Source organism: Rhodococcus sp. LB1 (assembly GCF_001583455.1).
Lineage (GTDB): Bacteria > Actinomycetota > Actinomycetes > Mycobacteriales > Mycobacteriaceae > Rhodococcus_F > Rhodococcus_F opacus.
The window spans coordinates 18867-35423 of sequence record NZ_LTCZ01000425.1 but is presented as its reverse complement, the minus strand read 5'-3'; the positions used below and the strand labels follow the sequence as shown (position 1 = coordinate 35423).

The following is a 16557-nucleotide window of genomic DNA, read 5'->3' as shown; positions in this document are numbered from 1 at the left end:
ACCCCGACGCCACCCGACCGCGTCGGGCAGCTCATCGCTGCCCGACACCGGATCAGCGACAGCGACCACCAATCCGAAACCGCTCAGGCCGACCCAGGGGACTCAGGTAGGGTCGGGGGCTGGCGCGGTGGCAGATTCTGACGGTAGGTCACGAAGCCGCGATGAGCCGAACGGTTTCCCCTTCGACTGTTCTTCTTCGTGTCCCTGGCCAAAGCGCTCCGTTTCCAGTCCCCGCCCGTCGAACCGTGCGTGCGGTTCTCCCGCACACGGCTCACCGAGGTCGTTCACCGCCAACATTCGGCTTCCTCCGCCACGCCCGGAAAGGCCTGGGGGCATAGACGGTTCCCTCAAGACTGATCAGGCCGAGTTGGTCGTCGGATTGGTAGTACACCACCGACCGACCGTACGCACGACTTCGCTTGTGCCGCTTGACGATCACACCTGCCAACCGCATCAACGCGTAATCCCTGATCTTCGCGAACCTCACAGACGAGTTCCCATATCTGAAATACCCCGTCCACCCACGCAGGAACCGATTCACGGCTCCCACGATTGTGTTCACACTCAACAGTAGCCGAGACCGAACCGTCAACTCACGGATCACGTCCCGAGCATGTGTCATCGCCTTGTCCGATGGCCACCGAGCGAGGAACCCGATTCCCTTCGCGCCACTGCGGCCCTGACTGCGCACCCAGCGATGGTGAAACCCCAGAAAATCGAGGCCTTCACCGTCCTCGCTGAGGTGCACAATTCTGGTTTTGCTCGCCTTCGGTGTCAGACCCAACTCCGCCAACAGGATACGAAGATGCGTAAGCGCATCCTCGGCCTGCCGCCGAGTCCGGCACATCACCACAACGTCGTCGGCGTAGCGGACCAATACCCCGTGCTCGCGGACATCCCACACCCGATCGATCTGGTGCAGATAAACATTCGCCAACATCGGAGACAGGACCCCTCCTTGCGGCGTTCCAGTAACCGCCCTGCGAACCACTCCGTCGCTCATCACTCCCGCACGCAGCATTGCGCGCAGCAGCCTCAGGACGGACTGGTCGCAGACTCGCTCCTCGATCGCCTTCATCAACCGGTCATGCGGAATCGCCTCAAAACATTCGGCGATGTCCGTCTCCACCACCCACCGTCGTCCCCGCCATGCTTCATCGACGAGGACCTGCAATCCGTCGTGCGCCGACCTCTTGGGGCGGAACCCGAACGAGCAGTCGTGCATGTCTGCCTCGAAGATCGGCTCGAGCACGATCTTGGTCGCGGCTTGCACGATACGGTCACGAACTGCGGGGATGGACAGGGGACGCTGTTCTCCGGTTCCGGGCTTCGGGATCAGCACCCGACGTGCCGGCAACGGACGATATCGTCCCTCTCGCAGTTCGGTGGCCAGCTCATCGAGTAGACGGGTCACCCCGTACTCCTTGACCTGGTCCACAGTGATGCGGTCGATACCGGATGCACCCTGATTGCGGTGCACCTGAAACCACGCACGCATGAGGACATCGCTGCGCACGATTTTGTCCCCCAGCGTGTGAAACCGTCTACCGGAATCTGCCTTGGCTGTCCGGTAGAGCGTGTGCTGTAAGGCACGCACCGAATCGAGCGGAACAGATCCGCTCGCGGCGGGACTAGCCACCTTCATGGCACTCACCGGGCACCTCCTTCACATCATCACACATCGACACACGTAGCGGCCCTTCCCTCACCTCAGGTTGTGTTGTCCTGCAGGCTCGATCAGTACTATGGCCGCCTCCGACTCCCTTCCAGCAGACGACTCATTTCCCAGGATCACTGGTTATAGAGCGTCACCGCTTCCGATCACCGTGTCCACGATGTCGCCACCATGAACACCTCGCAGATGATCGGGCTGGGGAGGGTCTCTCCAGTTCCCGTCGTCACTGTCGATACGTTCCACGTCCCCTACGCCGGAGAGTTCGTCGGCACCTGCACATCCAGGTCTTCGGTGCCTTCCATAGGCCTTCACCGTGATTTCGGCGGCTCGGCACTCTCTTCACCCCCACCCTCACGGGCAGAGACCTCTAACGACGCCGCAGACTTCGCTTCATGCTGCGGACCGCATCTTCGCTCCCCCTTGCAGGGCTTCTGACGCTGGGCTTCGACCACATCCGTTTCCAGATGAAGCCGCCAGCCTGCTACCGGGCCACCTGGCAGCTACCCGGACCGGACTTGCACCGGCAAGCGACGACGAGCTTACGAACAAAACGACCTATAAAGACCTCCTGTTCAACTGGACGCACGAAAGATCGAGGCTAGACCCCGATCCACCGCCGAACATCACAAGTACTGGAGATCTGCCAATGCACTCTGTGGCGCAGGAACAAGACGATCCTGTGAACAGCGACGAATGGTCGTGGCGATGGCAGGCCCAATGCCGCTCGATGGACACCAAATTCTTCTTCACCTATGACGGAGAACCCCGCGGCGACCGCCTTCGGCGGGAACGCGCCGCGAAACACGTATGCGCTCAATGCCCCGTTCAGCGCGAATGCCGCAGTCACGCACTCGCGGTCGGCGAGCACGGCGTCTGGGGAGGCACGACGGAAAACGATCGACGTCGCCTCGCCCTCTCCTCAGCGCCGAACGACTGCTCGACACCGTCCCGCGAATGCGGTTAACCCCACGAACTGCACGTGCGCTGAAGCTGCACCCCATGCTGCGGCAAGCCCACGCCAAATTCCGGACTCAATTTTCCACCCCCGAAACCCAGTTCCACACCAGGAGTATCAGCCGTGACTGTCGTGTCCGAATCCACCACACCGCAGAAGGTCGAGCTGACCGACGAAGAGATCTTCGCCGGCCACATCGGGGGGAAGCTCTCGGTTGAGACCACGACCGCCCTCGACACCCAGCGCGCCCTGTCCATCGCCTACACGCCCGGCGTCGCTCAGGTCTCCCGAGCCATCGCCGCCGACGAGACCCTCGCCGACCGATACACCTGGACCAGCCGCCTCGTGGTCGTCGTCTCCGACGGCTCCGCGGTCCTCGGCCTCGGCGACATCGGCCCCCGCGCATCACTTCCCGTGATGGAGGGCAAGTCCGCCCGGTTCAAGAACTTCGCGGGCCTGAACTCGATCCCGCTGGTCCTGGACACCAAGGACCCCGACGAGATCGTCGAAACCCTGATCCGGCTGCGCCCGAGCTTCGGGGCCGTCAATTTGGAGGACATCTCCGCGCCGCGCCGCTTCGAGATCGAGAAGCGGGTCATCGAGGCCCTGGACTGCCCGGTCATGCACGACGACCAGCACGGCACCGCGATCGTCGTCCTCGCCGCGCTCGAGGGTGCGGTCAAGGTCCAGGACCGCGACATCCACGATCTGCGGGTGGCATCTCCGGTGCGGGCGCCGCCGGTGTGGCCTGCGCGAACATCCTGCTCGCCGCCGGGATCGCCGATGTCACGGTGCTCGACTCGAAGGGCATCGTCTCGGCCGACCGCAAGGACCTGAACGAGGTCAAGGTCGACCTGGCCGCCCGCACCAACCCGGCCGGCCGCCGCGGCGGCATCGCCCGGGCCCTCGACGGCGCGGATGTGTTCCTCGGGGTGTCCGCGGGCACCGTGCCGGAGGAGCTGATCGCGACGATGGCGACGGATTCGATCGTGTTCGCGTTGTCGAACCCGGACCCGGAGATCCACCCTGACATCGCCCGCAAGCATGCGGCGATCGTGGCCACCGGACGCTCGGATTTCCCGAACCAGATCAACAATGTGCTGGCCTTCCCCGGTGTGTGATGTTCCGCAAGGACGTCGGCACCTATGTGCGGCAGTACGAGTTCCTGTCTCAACTGTTCGACTACGAGAACCCCTGGCTCGAGAAGCTCGCGATCTACCTCAAACTTCTCGCACCACAGCTCACCGGTGGGGAGAAACAGACACCGATCGACCTGGCCGCAGTCACCATCGACTACCTCGGTCACCACCAACAGGCCGAGCAGAATGGCACCCTCACCGCCGGGGTACAGCTGCAGCCGGCCAAAGACGCTGGCACCGGAACCGTGAAGGATCCCGAGATGGTCGCCCTCGAGGAGGTCATCGCCAAGATCAACGACCTGTTCTCCGGCGATCACCCCGACTCCAGCGTCCGCAACGTCGTCACCCACATCACGGACCGACTCGAGGAATCCGAGACCCTCCAGGAGCAGGCGAAGACCAACACCCTCGCCCAGTTCTCCGCCAGTCCCGACATCGACAACGTCTTCACTGATGCCGTAATCGGTGCTATGGACTCCTCAGCCGACCTGTCGACGCAGATCCTCAACAATAGGGATCTCTCCCAGAAGCTACTCGGGGAAATCTTGCCCAGTATCTACAGACGGCTCAACTCCGGCAGCTGAGTGCAAGCGATCGATGCAAAGGCGCATCCTGGCGGCGCTGCAACAGGAACGGGCCGGGAACGGGGCGCCTCTGACGACGGCAGCGGCGGTTGGGGCACCGCCGACCGTCCGGCACATCTCGTCAGCGCCCCTCGGCATCAACTCGTGATCATCGAGTTGGTGTCGTCGTCGAGTCGCCCCCACCGGCCGCGGCGTCCCTCGGAGCGGCCCCGTTCAGTTCCATCTTTGATACCGAACGGAGTCATCACCGAAGTAGCGTGTCCGCACGCCCGCAACCGGCGATCCGATCCGCGGCCTCCGCGACCGTCGGGTGCCCTGTGTTATACGCGGCCATGCCACATCCGAGGCTGCCGCGGTCAGTTCCAGCGCCGTCACGAACGGTGGCCGGTGTTGCGGGGGGTACTGCTCGGCGATCTCGCTGGCCTCCCGGGCCAGCCAGATCAGCTCCCCTGCTTGGTCCCCGACCGTCATCAGATCCGCCCACTCACTGCGGACCCCGGACGCACACCAACGCCAACCCGTTCTCGAACAACGTCTGCCACAGCTGCTCCACCGCGGACGACCCCATGCCGTCCATTCAACCGCAGCACACCACCGGTACCGAGGAGCGTGACGGCCATGTCGCATCTCGGCCCCGCACCCACCATCACACCGTTCGACCCGCTATTAGCACCCATATGGGCCATAGGTTCCATGCCAACCCTACGCACACGTCGAGGCCATTGTCGGGACGACGTCGTAGCCACACTTTGTGGTGACGACACCGGACCCCGGCCTGACCTCGCCGCCTTGCGCGGGATTCGAGCACCATCGGCCAAAGAGCAGTTCCGCGGCCGGCGCTGACATCGCCGCTCGGACCGAGACCCTTACCGCCGCCCACCGACGGCTACGTTGCGTTTCCGGCGGCAAGGACTCCCCGTCGTCCTCCACCACGCTCGGCGCGTCGAACCCGCTGTGCCGGTGGTGTTCTTCGACTCCGGCCTCGACGGCCCCGAAATCTACGACCTCACCGAACTCGCGGACCGGTGGGAGTTGACTGGGCGGCCGTTCCGGGGTCCACAACACCGACGCTTGCTACGCCGAATTTGACCCGGTGGGCGCCGCCGGCTGGCAGTTTCTTGGTCGAGACCGGAGGGGAAAAGTTGCTCGGCCACTTCGTGTCGTCGTCATAGGTCGCGTCCTCGAAGTCAACGTCCTTCAGGGTGGCCCCACTCAGATCTGCTTTACACAGATCGGCGCGCTGCAACTTGGCGCCGTCGAGCCTCGCGCCAGACAGGTCCACGTCGTACAGGTCCACATCGGTGAGCACGGCCTTGCGGAAGTCCACGTTGTACATCAATGAGCGTGACAAGTCAGCCCCGTGAAGGTCGAGCACCAGCCCACGATCGGCCCAAAGGCCCTGCACTGCAGGCTTCTCTACGGGGTCATCGGGTTTCGCATTCTTCGTGCCCATGTGCAGCCGGAGCTGAGTGATGATTGCCTCGTTGACGACCCTCTCGGCGTTCTGAGTTTTGACCTTCTTCGCCTTGTGGGTGTTCTGACGCAGGTATGCACACAACGTGTCGACGATCGTCTCGCACTCGGCACTGGGATTTGACGCCGGATTGTCGGCGTCCGCGCGTCGCCGATGGTGACGGAGCCAGTCGTCGGCCAGTCCGACGAAGGAATAGACACCGGCAACCCGAATCGCGAAGTGCGTCTTATCTGCGAGTTGCCTTGCTGCGCTGTCGAATCTGTTCCAGAGTTCCTTCTCTGCATCCTCGAGACGAGCTTTCTCGGTCGTCTGGCTCTGGGCGATGGTCAATCGGGCAGCTCCAGCGGAGGCGATCGCCGCCGCGACGACAACTCCCAGCGGAGCCATGACACCGCTGAAACGTTGCGCCACCCACTCCTTTGCCATGCCGGTGCCAACAAGTACGAACAGCGCAAACCCCGCGACCACGGCCGCACCCAACGAAGTTCGATACCACACCAAGAGCCCGGTCTCCGCCGAACGCTTGGGTATATCCGATCGCGTACGCCACAGCGCAATTCCAGCCATGCCCGCGGCAACGACCGCAACGACAGCGGCGCCCAGGACCACCCATTCGACTCTTGTCACAGCCGTAGTATCCGGTCACGCCGCCACGCGTGGGCAGGAGCCCCCCTACCCAGAACCGTCAGGTCGACGTCAAAGACGAAGGGGACGTGTCGTATGTAGAGGTCATAAACTGTTTTGCGTGGCGGCGTAGAGGAAGAACACACGGCACTCCGAGCCTGGATAGTGTGGACACCCACCTTCACCGGTTGATCGAGGCTTGTCGCGACCTCAAGGCCGACAAGCCTGCGAAGGTTGTCCGCAGGGGGTGAGAGACTGCTCCGCGTGCATGCGTTCATCGACGAATCCAAACGGGGCGAGTACGCCCTGTGCGCCGTGACCGTCGCCCCCAGCGACCTCACGAGCCTCCGCAAGCAGATGAACGCACTCCGGCCGCCCGGGCATACCGCGGATCCACATGACCGGTGTCGGAAAGAAGCTGGCCCCGAAGATCGTCTCCGAGGTCGCCCGGCTCGAAGCGACCAGCCGGATCTACCTGATGACGTCGAAGAAGGTGAACGAGCGGCAGGCCCGCGATGTCACCCTCGCCGCTGCCGTCCGCGACCTGGCACAAATGGCGGTGACCAATGTGGTCATCGAGTCCTGCGATCAAGACCGCGAGGACAACCGCATCATCCGCGACGAACTCGGCGGAAGTCCCCCGTTCGTGTACACCCACGACCGTACTGGCGGAGATCCGTTATTCGTTGTGCGCGATACTCCCGGAGCCCTCTGTTCGGTTCTCGGCGCGGAGCGCGGTGTAGCCGGCCCAGTCTTGTGAAGCCAGAGCAGCCCAGTTGACAGCTGTGCCCGGTTTGATACCGAGGAGGTCAGCGAGGATAGGTGCGGGAACTTCTGCTGCGAGCTGGAGGAGTGCGGCGTTTCGCGCCGGACGGACGGTGACCCCGGCCTGTGCGAGTTGGTTGCGGAGCACGTCTGCACTGCGATGTCGGCCGGGGTGTCCACCTGGAAACAACCAGCGGTTGGGTTTGCTTGCGTAAGAGGCTCTTCCACGACGGTGCAGTAGTGCCCGGGTGAGTTCGTCGAGCGGTGTGGGAAGCAGGATGGGATCGTCGCCGAATCGGACGGTGACCTCGGGGCCGGTGGTGGCGATCTGGTCGGGTGTCATGCGGCAGATTCGTGTGACGGGCTGTCCGAAGAGTAGGACAAACAGACCCGCGACACGGGTATCGAGGGGCAGGGTCTCGTCGTGGAGTAGTTCCTCGACGATCGTCCAGCGATGATCGTCGGCGAGCGTGACATCGGGCTCGCTGCGCTGCTGACGGGGTGTGCGGAGGTCGGCGATGAGGCGTCGGTCGTGCGCCCCGGTGAGGAATCCGTCGAGGAACCGGACGCGGCCGGGGTGTTCGACGAGGTACTCGTCCAGGTGGGATTGCCGTGCCGTCGTCAGCGTTGTGCCGTGCTCGGTGAGCCAGCCGAGGAAGTGGCCGGCGGTGCGGATCAGTGCCCGACCGTTGCGGGCGCCGGCGGCGGTGAGTTGTCCGCGCTCTGCCTTCGCTCGGGTGCGGCGGAGTACGTGCCATTCGGCGTAGGGGTGCACCACTCGTGCATCTGCGGCGGGCAGGTCGGCGAGCATGGTGCGCAGCCAGGGGGTGAGGCGTTCGAGCTCGACGTGCTGCGGTGGCAGGACGCCCAGCGCGGTGAGGAAGTCCCTGAGGTAGTCCAGTGCGCGAGTGCGTGGCAAGGCGTCGAGGGCGTCGTGGCTGATTGCGATGTCGCCGATGGCCATGCGCCGCAACAGGTCGGCCCCTTGGCTTTGCTGGAGCCAGAACAGGGTCGATTTGGGTCGGTCGACGGCGAGTAGTGCAGAAAGGACGGGCCCGAGGGCACGATTGACGGTGCCGTCGGCGGTGGTGAGCAGGGCCGTTGCTCGCTCGGTGAGCACGCAGACTGCGCATCTTCGTCCGTACTGGTGGTCCTCGCGTCCGCAGTCGGCGCACGCGAACAGAGAAGGTTCGCCAGCGCATGTCGCGCAGATTCGGCGTCCGTCGTCGGACAGGTAGGCGAGGATCTTGATCTGCACGCATGCGGGGCAGGTGCCGGGATTGCGGCGCAGCTGTTCGTAGCAGAGCCGGCATATGGGTGCTCCGAGCAGGATCGTTCGTGGATTGCGGTCGTGCCCGCATTGGCCGCATCGCTCGAGTTTGCGTGGCGCGCAGGTGGTGCAGAGCGATCCGGACTCGATTCGGACGACAGCGTAGGTGTCACGTCCGCAGCGCGAACATGTCTTGTGTGAGATCGGGTCGTGCCGGTAGCAGCGTAGGCAGAGCTGCTCGGTGCTGGTCCGGCGCGTGATGACCCGCATGTTTCCGCACCGGGAGCACGGTTTGGGGTCGGCCTCCCGTCCGCAATGCGCGCAGGCCTTCCGGCCATCGGCGAGACGTCGGCACAGGATCTTCTCACCGCCGCAGACCGCGCAGTGCGGCCTGACGATTCTCACCGCGCCAGCGGCGGCCAACCGTTCGAGTAACCGTTGAACGATGGGCGGGATGAGTGGATCACCCGAGGTCAACAGATTCGGAAAACGGTCGAAGTGCTGCAGGAGTATTGTTCGTTTCTCGGGTCGCGGGACCAGGACTTCCAGGATGCCGCGGATGGTCATTGCGGCCAGTTCCGGCTCGACCGTTGCGATCTCGGCGACCAGCGCGTCGAGCGTCTGCGTGGAGGTGAGCGTGCTGCAACGGACCATCAGACCGACGGCCCCGGACGATCCTGATCGGGTCGACGGACACGGGCGCGGACGGGCCGGAGCTCGCCGATGCCCGACGGCCCCGACTCCTCGGTACCGGTCTTGCTCTCGTGCCGTGGTTGCGCGATCGGTTCGATCAGGTCGCTGGGGCCGACATTGAGGATGTCGCACAGTGCGGCCAGGATATCCATGTTCAGTCGCTGCGGTGTCTTGGTGACCAGCCGGAAGACTTGCTCGCGTGACAAATGGATGTCTCGCTCAGCGAGCAGCGGGACCAGGTCGGTGGTTTGGAACATGCCGCGGGTTGCCATGATCTGGCGCAGATGCCAGCGGATGGTCAATTTGTCGGTCACGGTTGCTCTCCTGTCGTGGAGTACACCCGGCTCAGCGCTGCCGCCAGGGTGCGGTTCTTGAAGTCGTTGCTGACCGAGGTGTAGATCGCGGTCGTGGCGGCAAACGCATGACCGACCTGTTCCTGTACGAACCTTTCGGGATAGCCGAACTCGACCAGATGCGTGACGTACGAGTGCCGAAGACAGTGCAGCGTCAGCTCGGAAGGTAAACCAACTTCATTGCGTAACTGCGCAAATCGCTCGTCGATATAGCGCATCGAGACGCGGCTGACCCGCTCGGTCACCCACAGGGCCGGATGCTGCCTCGCTCGGTACTTTGGTCTACCATGCTCGACCCACTGGCGCATTCCTTCCAATGCCCAGTCGAACTCCGGCACGGCGAGCACTGTCCGCCGTCGTGGTGGCCCGCCCTTGACGGACTTGCCATACCGCACATGCAGCGACCCGAATTGGCCCCACTTCCTGACGTGAGGGTTCGGCCGCAAGTCGGCCAAGTCGAGCCGCGCGAGCTCGCGGCGCCGTAGCCCGAAACCGTAGGCAGTCTTGAACATCTGCGCATCCCGAAGAGCCGTCAACGCACCCTTACGGCCAGTCCTGGCGAGCCGGTCAACCCGGTCGTCGGCGTGATCGAAGAAGGCCTGCAGCTCGTCGTAGCTCATCGGTCGGCGTTCCGGATTGCCTTCGTAGTCACTCAAATGCGCCACGGTGTTCCATTCGTGGCAGACCTGCGTCGGAATCACGCCGAACCGGTTGCGGCACTGCTCCAACCACTCGTATCGCGGATCGGTGACGTAGTCGAGAAACATACGCAGCGCCAGGTGGTAACCGCGGATCGTCGATGGAGCTCGACGATCCGTTCCCGAGGTCAGCGAGGTGGTGAAGTCCTCGACGTCGCCAGGCGTCCACCGCCAGGGATACTCGCCGGTGAACTCGGCAAACCGCCGCACCAACCGCGCCCTCGATCCGATCGTCGACGCAGCCAACAGCCGGCTGCGTTGTTGCAATGACCAGCCCTCGACCATGGCTTTGAAGACTGCGGTCGGCTCGTCGAGATGAATGACCCCATCTACCAACACTAATCGGGCGGAACCGGGCACTTCCCTCACGCTTCACCCCCAAAACAGGCGGTTGCATTTGAAGCAACATACTTGCACCGGGTCCGGCATGCGTCAACGATGCTGGTAGATCCGTTCACGTCTAGAGTCGGAACGGTTCGTAAATCTCCAGATCACGCACTGCTTGTTGCATCTGCTGCGACAATGCGCGGTTGCCCACTAACCCGCTGTTGTGGATCCCGGACGTGCACGCCTGGGCCTGGGGACGAAGCGGCAGTATGCGGGCGAAGATCGCGCACCGCATTACCGTGGTGAAGCTCTGAGAGACGAAGAAGGCCCCTCCGGATCGGAGAGGCCCCTCGTGTGAGATGGGCGCGCAAGGCTGGAAACCGCTTGGTGGGGCTGCCTACAGGGGTACTTACGCCCCGGAGACCTCCTACACGAACCACTTCCCTCGGCTACTGCCTCGGGCACTCACATTATGTCGGTCATCGTTGCGTCAACGCAACCGCTCCACGCTTGACCTGGGCGAACTGTCGCGCACCTCGTGTCCGAAGTCGAGGTCCGAAGGGAAGAAGTCCACAGTTGTGAGGCCACCGGGATATCCAGCACCCTCACAACTTGTCGGCCGCTTGCGAGTAGGTCCTGCGCAACGCACGTCGTGTTAGGTCCCCAGTTCCGGGCAGTAGTGGGCGAGCAGAACACGGGTGAGTTGCTCGCCGCGGATCGTGATGGCGGCCAGATCGTCGGGGCCCACCTTTTTGAAGTTGGTGCCGTAGTTGATGACCGCCGAGCGCGGAACGAGATCAGCAAGGTGCACGGGGAGCTTGTCGTCGCGTTGCGCGAGGTAGCTATGCACGATTCCTCGAACCTGCCCGGAAGTTCCCACCTCGTGGAGCCGAGAGCGGCCCCCGTCCTGCGACTTCTCGTAGGTGATGTCGAAGCTTCTCTTGAGCCGCTTGTGGAAATAGTTGGACGACTCCGTGAGGGTCTTCCCGCGACCGGCGTCCGAGACGATCAGGTAGTCGAGGTCGTACACGTGGCTGGTGAACGACCGGTCGCGGCCCGGCAACAGCGGGGACAGGCCGAGGTTCTCGTAGACGCCGCCGTCGGTGAGAACGACCTGCTGCTCGTGGGTGTCGCCGTCGCGTCCGGTGAAGGTGAATGTTCGTGCCACGGGCGGGAGCAGGAGCGGGAAGGCCGCCGAGGCGGCGACAGCTTCGGAGACCATGACAGTGTCGGTCACGTCGCCGTGGTTCCAGTTCGAGCTGACGTCACTTCCGAATCGCATCGTGGTCATCGTGTTGAGGTCGGTGGCGGTGATCACGGTCGCGAGATCCGGGTGTGTCACCGAGTCGAGGGGTTTGCTGCCGAAGCCCCGCGCGTCGAGCGCCGAGATGAGGCCGTTCGTCCGATTGAACGATCGGGGTTTGCGCCGGACAAGGGAATGGCTGGTGCTGCCGGCACTCCGCATGATGGCTCCCGGCCCAGCGGCGCGCCTGACGAGTTCGAGCTGGAGCCCACTGCGGAGGAGGCTGGTTACCGTGTCGTCGAACTCGTCGAACGACTCGGGACCGTAGGCCCACATGGCGGCGAGCAGGCTGCCGCCGCTGATGCCCGACACGACGCGGACATGTCGCAGAAAGTCGCGGTCGTGGAGGGCTCGCAGACAGCCGAGCCCGAACGCGGTGGCGCGGAATCCGCCGCCGGACAGCGCGAGACCGATGCGGGGTTCCTTCACGCTTGCCTCCCGAGCAGCCGCAGCCAGTAACTCGCCGGCGCACTCGCCGCCGGCGTATACCCGTAGCCGCCAGGAAAGTACTGCGTGTCAGGTGGGCTCGGTTGCGCCACCGGTGTGTCCCCGCTCGTGGACGGTTGCCGAGACACCACGTGGGCGTAGATGTCCGGTCTCGTTCCATGGTCACGCCATGATCGCCAGGTCTGCCCGTATCCGCCGAGGATCAGCATGAGGGCGCGGCGACCGGTTCCGTCCGGGCTGACGAGCGACGCCATACCGGCCTTGTCGATCTCGCTCGGAAGAGCACGGCCGAAGGGGTGGGTGTGCCACATCCCGGCGAACCCGACCTGGTTGGCGGTACTGCGGCGGTGGTGGTCGAGCGCTTCCCTGCTTCCTTGCACGCCGTGTCCGAAATAGATTTCGGAGAGGTCGCTGTCCGGCGGGGGTCCGGTCGCCACGTCGATGTGGACGGTGCGGGTGGCATCGTCGAAGGCTCCGAGCAACATGCCTCCGGTTTCGACGCGGTCCCCGCGCAGGCGGGCGCCCCGGCGGACCTCGGCCCGCATTTCGGTGATGGCACGTTGAGATATCCGTACTTCGTAGGCGCCATCCAGTTCGGGGACAGTGACGTCGTTCGACCAGGTGAGCCGGTCCGTGGCGGCCCGAGTGGGCTCCGCTCCGGGGAGCCGGATCACGGTGCACGACATCGGCGCCTCGGCGGTCGGTGTGGTGCCGGCGAGGACATTGAGTGCTTCGCAGAACAGGGTGGCGGCCAGGGCGCCGACCTGTACCGAGGAGCCGACGAAAGTTGGTGCGGAGCATCCGGGTTCGGGGAAGAACATGTCGGTGCGCGGCGGGTCGGGGAAGAAGTCGTCCGCGACGTCTGACCAGGTTGAGTGGGCCGCGCTTCGGGATTCGATTGCGGTACGGCGAAGGATGTCGTGGCCTGCCCCGGTAGCGCCGGGGAGCGACACGGTGACCAAGCCGCGGGTGGCCTGGTGGCCGAACAGCGCGGTTATCACCGGCGGCCACTCGTCTCGGCGGGCGGCGCGGGCAGGCTCGAGCGCGGTCCGGGCGCCGATGTCCGCGGTGGCGTCGATCACCAAGTCGAAAGCCGGTGGATCCGCGTGCGGGCGGAGGAACGTGCTCACCACGTTGCCGACGACATGGTTGACGGTGAGGTCTCGGCGGATCGTGTTGAGTCGTTCGGCGAGCACCCTGGCCTTAGCTCTGCCGATGTCAGCGTCGGCGAAGGGTTGGCGGACGAGGATTCCGGGCGACACCGACCCGTTGTCGGCCACGGTGAGAGCGGTGACGCCGGCTCGCACGCAGTGCTCGGCGATCGGGGCGCCGAGGGCACCGCAGCCCAGGACAAGGACGCGTTTTCCCTGCAGCCAGGTCGAGGCGGTGTTGTCGTCGCGCCGGCGGGTGACCTCCGGGCGGTTCTCGTAGACCTTCATCCATTTGGTCTCGGCGAACCCGATCCACTTGTGCGCGAGTGCGAGTACCTCGTCTTTGATTTCCGCGGCAGGACCGACTCGGGTCCGACTCAGTAGCGAGGTGATCTGGCTTCCCAGATCGTCGAAGCGCCACGACGCCAGGTGCGCGAGCCGGGTCGTGCCGTCCACTCGACGCGACGGTGCACCGAGAATGACCACCGAGGGGGCGTCTTCGCGGACCTCGTCCGGATGGCCGACGAGCGAGTTGACGACCCGGTTGGCGCTGGCTGCGAAGGCCACGGTGCGGAGCAGTTCGTCGCGGGAGATGCCGGCCTTCTCGAGGTGGTCGGCGAGCATGGTCGCCTTGTCCGGGTACTCGAAGCCGAACGCGACTTCGTCGCTGATCAGCAGTGCAGGAGCGATGAAGTACGGAAGGCCGAAGTCGTCGACCGCGACGAAGTCTTCGGCCAGAACGCGGTCGAGGAGTTCGGTATCGGTCAGCCATTCGTGGACGTCGACTCGCTGACCGTTGCGGCTGCACCAGGCGTACACGGTCGCAGTCGCGCCCGAGTCGTCATTCGCCCACGGCACGCGGTCACCGAGGTCAGGGTTGACGATGATCTGGCCAGCCCCCGAGCCGGTATAGGCCACAGGTGGGTGCAGTGGCTGGCCTTCCGGGTCGAGCGTTCCTTCGGCGGCGCGCTGCAGCCACAAGGTCAGCCGGGAGACCAGGCCGCGCATCCCGTCGCTCGGGTTCCATTCGACCGACGGCGCAGCGTAGAGGCACAGCACCCGGCCCCACTGCACATGGGGGGTGCCGGCCCACCGGCGGTGGGAGACACTGACTGTGGGGTGCTGGTACGGGAACGTGTCGGAGACAATGAATTCGAACTTCTCCCGGTCACGCACCGTGATACCACCGTTGCCGGTGGTGATCCCGTGGGTATCGAGGGAGACGGTGAACGTCGTCGTGCCAGTCCCGTCCGCGGTTGCCAGAACCTCGATTGCGCCGTCGCTACTCTCTGCGAGGTCGGCGAGCTGTGCCGCCGCCAGCTCGTTCAACGACCGAACCCGACCGGTGCAGCGGGCGCGCTGGCACCGCCACGGTCGGCGGCGATCGCGTCCTGAACACGCTCGGGGCCGGTCGGCTGCGATTCCGCCGCGGTTGCGGGCAGTGTCTGCGCAAAGGTCACAGCCGCGGCCGTCACCGCGGCCAGACGGCGACGGCTCGGGGTCGTGGCGGACTTGGCGAACCCGGCACTGGCAGCGAGGGCGGACACCGACTCGCGGATGATCCGCGGGCCGGAAGCGTCCACACCGAAGACCACTGGGGACGGAGCGTCCTCGCTGCCCCACGACATCGTGCAGATGAACTCCGCGATGTCCTGATACCGGTCGCGGGCCTTCCGGTGCGGCGGGTTCATCCCCGGTTCGTCCTTGGCACGGAACTTGTCGCTGCTGCTGACGATGACGACGCCGTCGTGACGGGCGTTGGCGGAGAGAGCGTCCAGCACGTCCGGCTGCAGGACGTCCTTGCCGTCGACCGGGATGTACATGACCTTCTTCGAGCAGTGGTGCGGCGCGAGCAGCAGATCCCACTCCAACTTCTCCTGGCGGTCGTGGTCGACGCTGTAGTTGAAGATCTTCATGATCGTGTCGTGGGCGAGGTCGCCGAACAGCAGCATCTTGCCGTCGACACCGCTCTCGTCGGTGAGGGTGATCTGCATCGCCAGCGACGTTTCGTTGCGCTCGGCGGCGCAGTCGTCGACGAACGGGGCATGGAAGAACGCCTCGAACCGGTCCGCACAGTCGTGCTCGTCGAGAATGCTCACCGACTTGCCCGGCCCGGACAGGTACTTGTCCGGCAGCTCGGAGTACGCATGATCGTCGTGGTCGGAGTCGTAGCCGATGACGAGGATCCGATCACCACTGACCGGTGCGTTTCCGGCAGCGACGGCCTTCTTCGTGGCGGCCACCCGGCGCTCGGACTCCTCCTGAAACGCCTTCGCGTCGGGGCACGGATCCGGGGCGCCCGGGTCTGCGAGTTCACGCCACATCCTCGGCGTTGCCCACAGTTCACCGATGCGGACACGCGAGAGCAGATTTTCGAATCCGAGGCAGTGGTCCTTGTCGGCGTGCGTCAACGCGAACACTGCGAGATACGGCTCCCCATCCACCGTGGGCAGTGCCTCGATGAGCCGATCGACGACCGGCACATGCGGGGTGTCCTCGTCCTGCGCCATCGCAAGGTCGTGCAGGTCGACCTGCATCACGATCTCGTCGTCGAGCACGATGGTGCTGCTGTCCCCGGTACCCACCGGCCAGAACACCGCACCGCGGGCCGGCAGCTCACTGTCCGTCATATCTCTCCTTCACCGGCCGAAGCCGCGATAGTTTGCTGGACCGTCGCCAGCAAGATCAAGAGTAAGCGGTCCGGCCGACACCGAACCCCGACGTCTGACGTCTGCCCAAGTCCTGGCCGTCAGCCGCTGTCTCGGACGACCGGGCGCACACCATCAACCTGTGCGCTCACTGGTACTCTGCAGAACCGTCTACTCGTCGAACGCCCCTTCTGACCTACACACCATGTGAGACTTCTCGGGTCGGAATTCGGAGCCTTCGAATGAGGGGGCTTCCGCGTCCTTCGGGGTTGCCGGTCTCGCGGGTGATGCTTCGGGGGAGACTGCGAGTCCGCCGACGCGGGACGCGCACGGTGCCGACGGCGAACTCGAGGAGTTCCTGCCCTGATGAGGCCACCACCGACCTACTCGGCAATCTTTCAGTCACACCGGGGACCGGAATCTGGAAGCGAGCAGACCGCACCTGGAGGAG

At 64.7% G+C, this 16557-nt stretch carries 11 protein-coding genes and 1 pseudogene; 4 read left to right on the top strand and 8 right to left on the bottom strand.

The features are described 5' to 3' along the window. Window positions 1-271 precede the first annotated feature (271 nt). On the bottom strand, window positions 272-1498 hold the full coding sequence (ltrA, locus tag AZG88_RS44280; RefSeq protein ID WP_231914415.1) for a group II intron reverse transcriptase/maturase: 1227 nt from the start codon (window positions 1496-1498) through the stop codon (window positions 272-274). 823 nt (window positions 1499-2321) lie between these two features. Here ltrA and AZG88_RS44275 point away from each other — a divergent pair. From AZG88_RS44275 to AZG88_RS44265, 3 genes and pseudogenes are all read left to right on the top strand, one after another. Further along, window positions 2322-2639: a WhiB family transcriptional regulator gene (locus AZG88_RS44275; protein WP_061701265.1), complete on the top strand. Its 318-nt coding sequence runs from the start codon at window positions 2322-2324 to the stop codon at window positions 2637-2639. A gap of 114 nt (window positions 2640-2753) precedes the next feature. Continuing rightward, window positions 2754-3748 (top strand): annotated as a pseudogene (locus AZG88_RS44270) (NAD(P)-dependent malic enzyme); the annotation flags it as partial. A 2-nt stretch (window positions 3749-3750) separates the two neighbouring features. Next, complete coding sequence (locus AZG88_RS44265; RefSeq protein WP_231914413.1) at window positions 3751-4353, top strand: hypothetical protein; 603 nt, start codon at window positions 3751-3753, stop codon at window positions 4351-4353. Window positions 4354-5359: 1006 nt separating this feature from the next. On the opposite strand, the gene AZG88_RS55915 is transcribed toward AZG88_RS44265, so the two are convergent. Next, the gene (locus AZG88_RS55915) at window positions 5360-6454 is read right to left on the bottom strand and encodes a pentapeptide repeat-containing protein (protein WP_156517764.1); all 1095 of its coding nucleotides are present in this window, start codon (window positions 6452-6454) and stop codon (window positions 5360-5362) included. Between the two features lie 394 nt (window positions 6455-6848). Between AZG88_RS55915 and AZG88_RS52340 the strand changes: the two genes are divergently transcribed. Beyond that, a complete protein-coding gene (locus AZG88_RS52340; protein ID WP_156517763.1) occupies window positions 6849-7211 on the top strand; it encodes a hypothetical protein in 363 nt (120 codons plus the stop codon). Here AZG88_RS52340 and AZG88_RS44250 read toward each other — a convergent pair. From AZG88_RS44250 to AZG88_RS44225, 6 genes are all read right to left on the bottom strand, one after another. Further along, window positions 7131-9140, bottom strand: coding sequence for a hypothetical protein (locus AZG88_RS44250; RefSeq protein WP_061701261.1), 2010 nt, complete (start codon window positions 9138-9140; stop codon window positions 7131-7133). The genes AZG88_RS52340 and AZG88_RS44250 overlap by 81 nt on opposite strands. Further along, window positions 9140-9493: a helix-turn-helix domain-containing protein gene (locus AZG88_RS44245; RefSeq protein ID WP_061701260.1), complete on the bottom strand. Its 354-nt coding sequence runs from the start codon at window positions 9491-9493 to the stop codon at window positions 9140-9142. The genes AZG88_RS44250 and AZG88_RS44245 overlap by 1 nt, the downstream gene beginning before the upstream one ends. Further along, window positions 9490-10590: a tyrosine-type recombinase/integrase gene (locus AZG88_RS44240; protein WP_231914412.1), complete on the bottom strand. Its 1101-nt coding sequence runs from the start codon at window positions 10588-10590 to the stop codon at window positions 9490-9492. The genes AZG88_RS44245 and AZG88_RS44240 overlap by 4 nt, the downstream gene beginning before the upstream one ends. A gap of 622 nt (window positions 10591-11212) precedes the next feature. Further along, complete coding sequence (locus AZG88_RS44235; protein ID WP_061701258.1) at window positions 11213-12289, bottom strand: patatin-like phospholipase family protein; 1077 nt, start codon at window positions 12287-12289, stop codon at window positions 11213-11215. Next, window positions 12286-14787 (bottom strand): ThiF family adenylyltransferase, encoded by a 2502-nt coding sequence (locus AZG88_RS44230; protein ID WP_061701257.1) that lies wholly within the window; start codon window positions 14785-14787, stop codon window positions 12286-12288. The genes AZG88_RS44235 and AZG88_RS44230 overlap by 4 nt, the downstream gene beginning before the upstream one ends. Continuing rightward, window positions 14784-16088, bottom strand: a complete 1305-nt coding sequence (locus AZG88_RS44225; protein ID WP_061701256.1) for a hypothetical protein — start codon at window positions 16086-16088, stop codon at window positions 14784-14786. The genes AZG88_RS44230 and AZG88_RS44225 overlap by 4 nt, the downstream gene beginning before the upstream one ends. Between the last annotated feature and the right edge of the window lie 469 nt (window positions 16089-16557).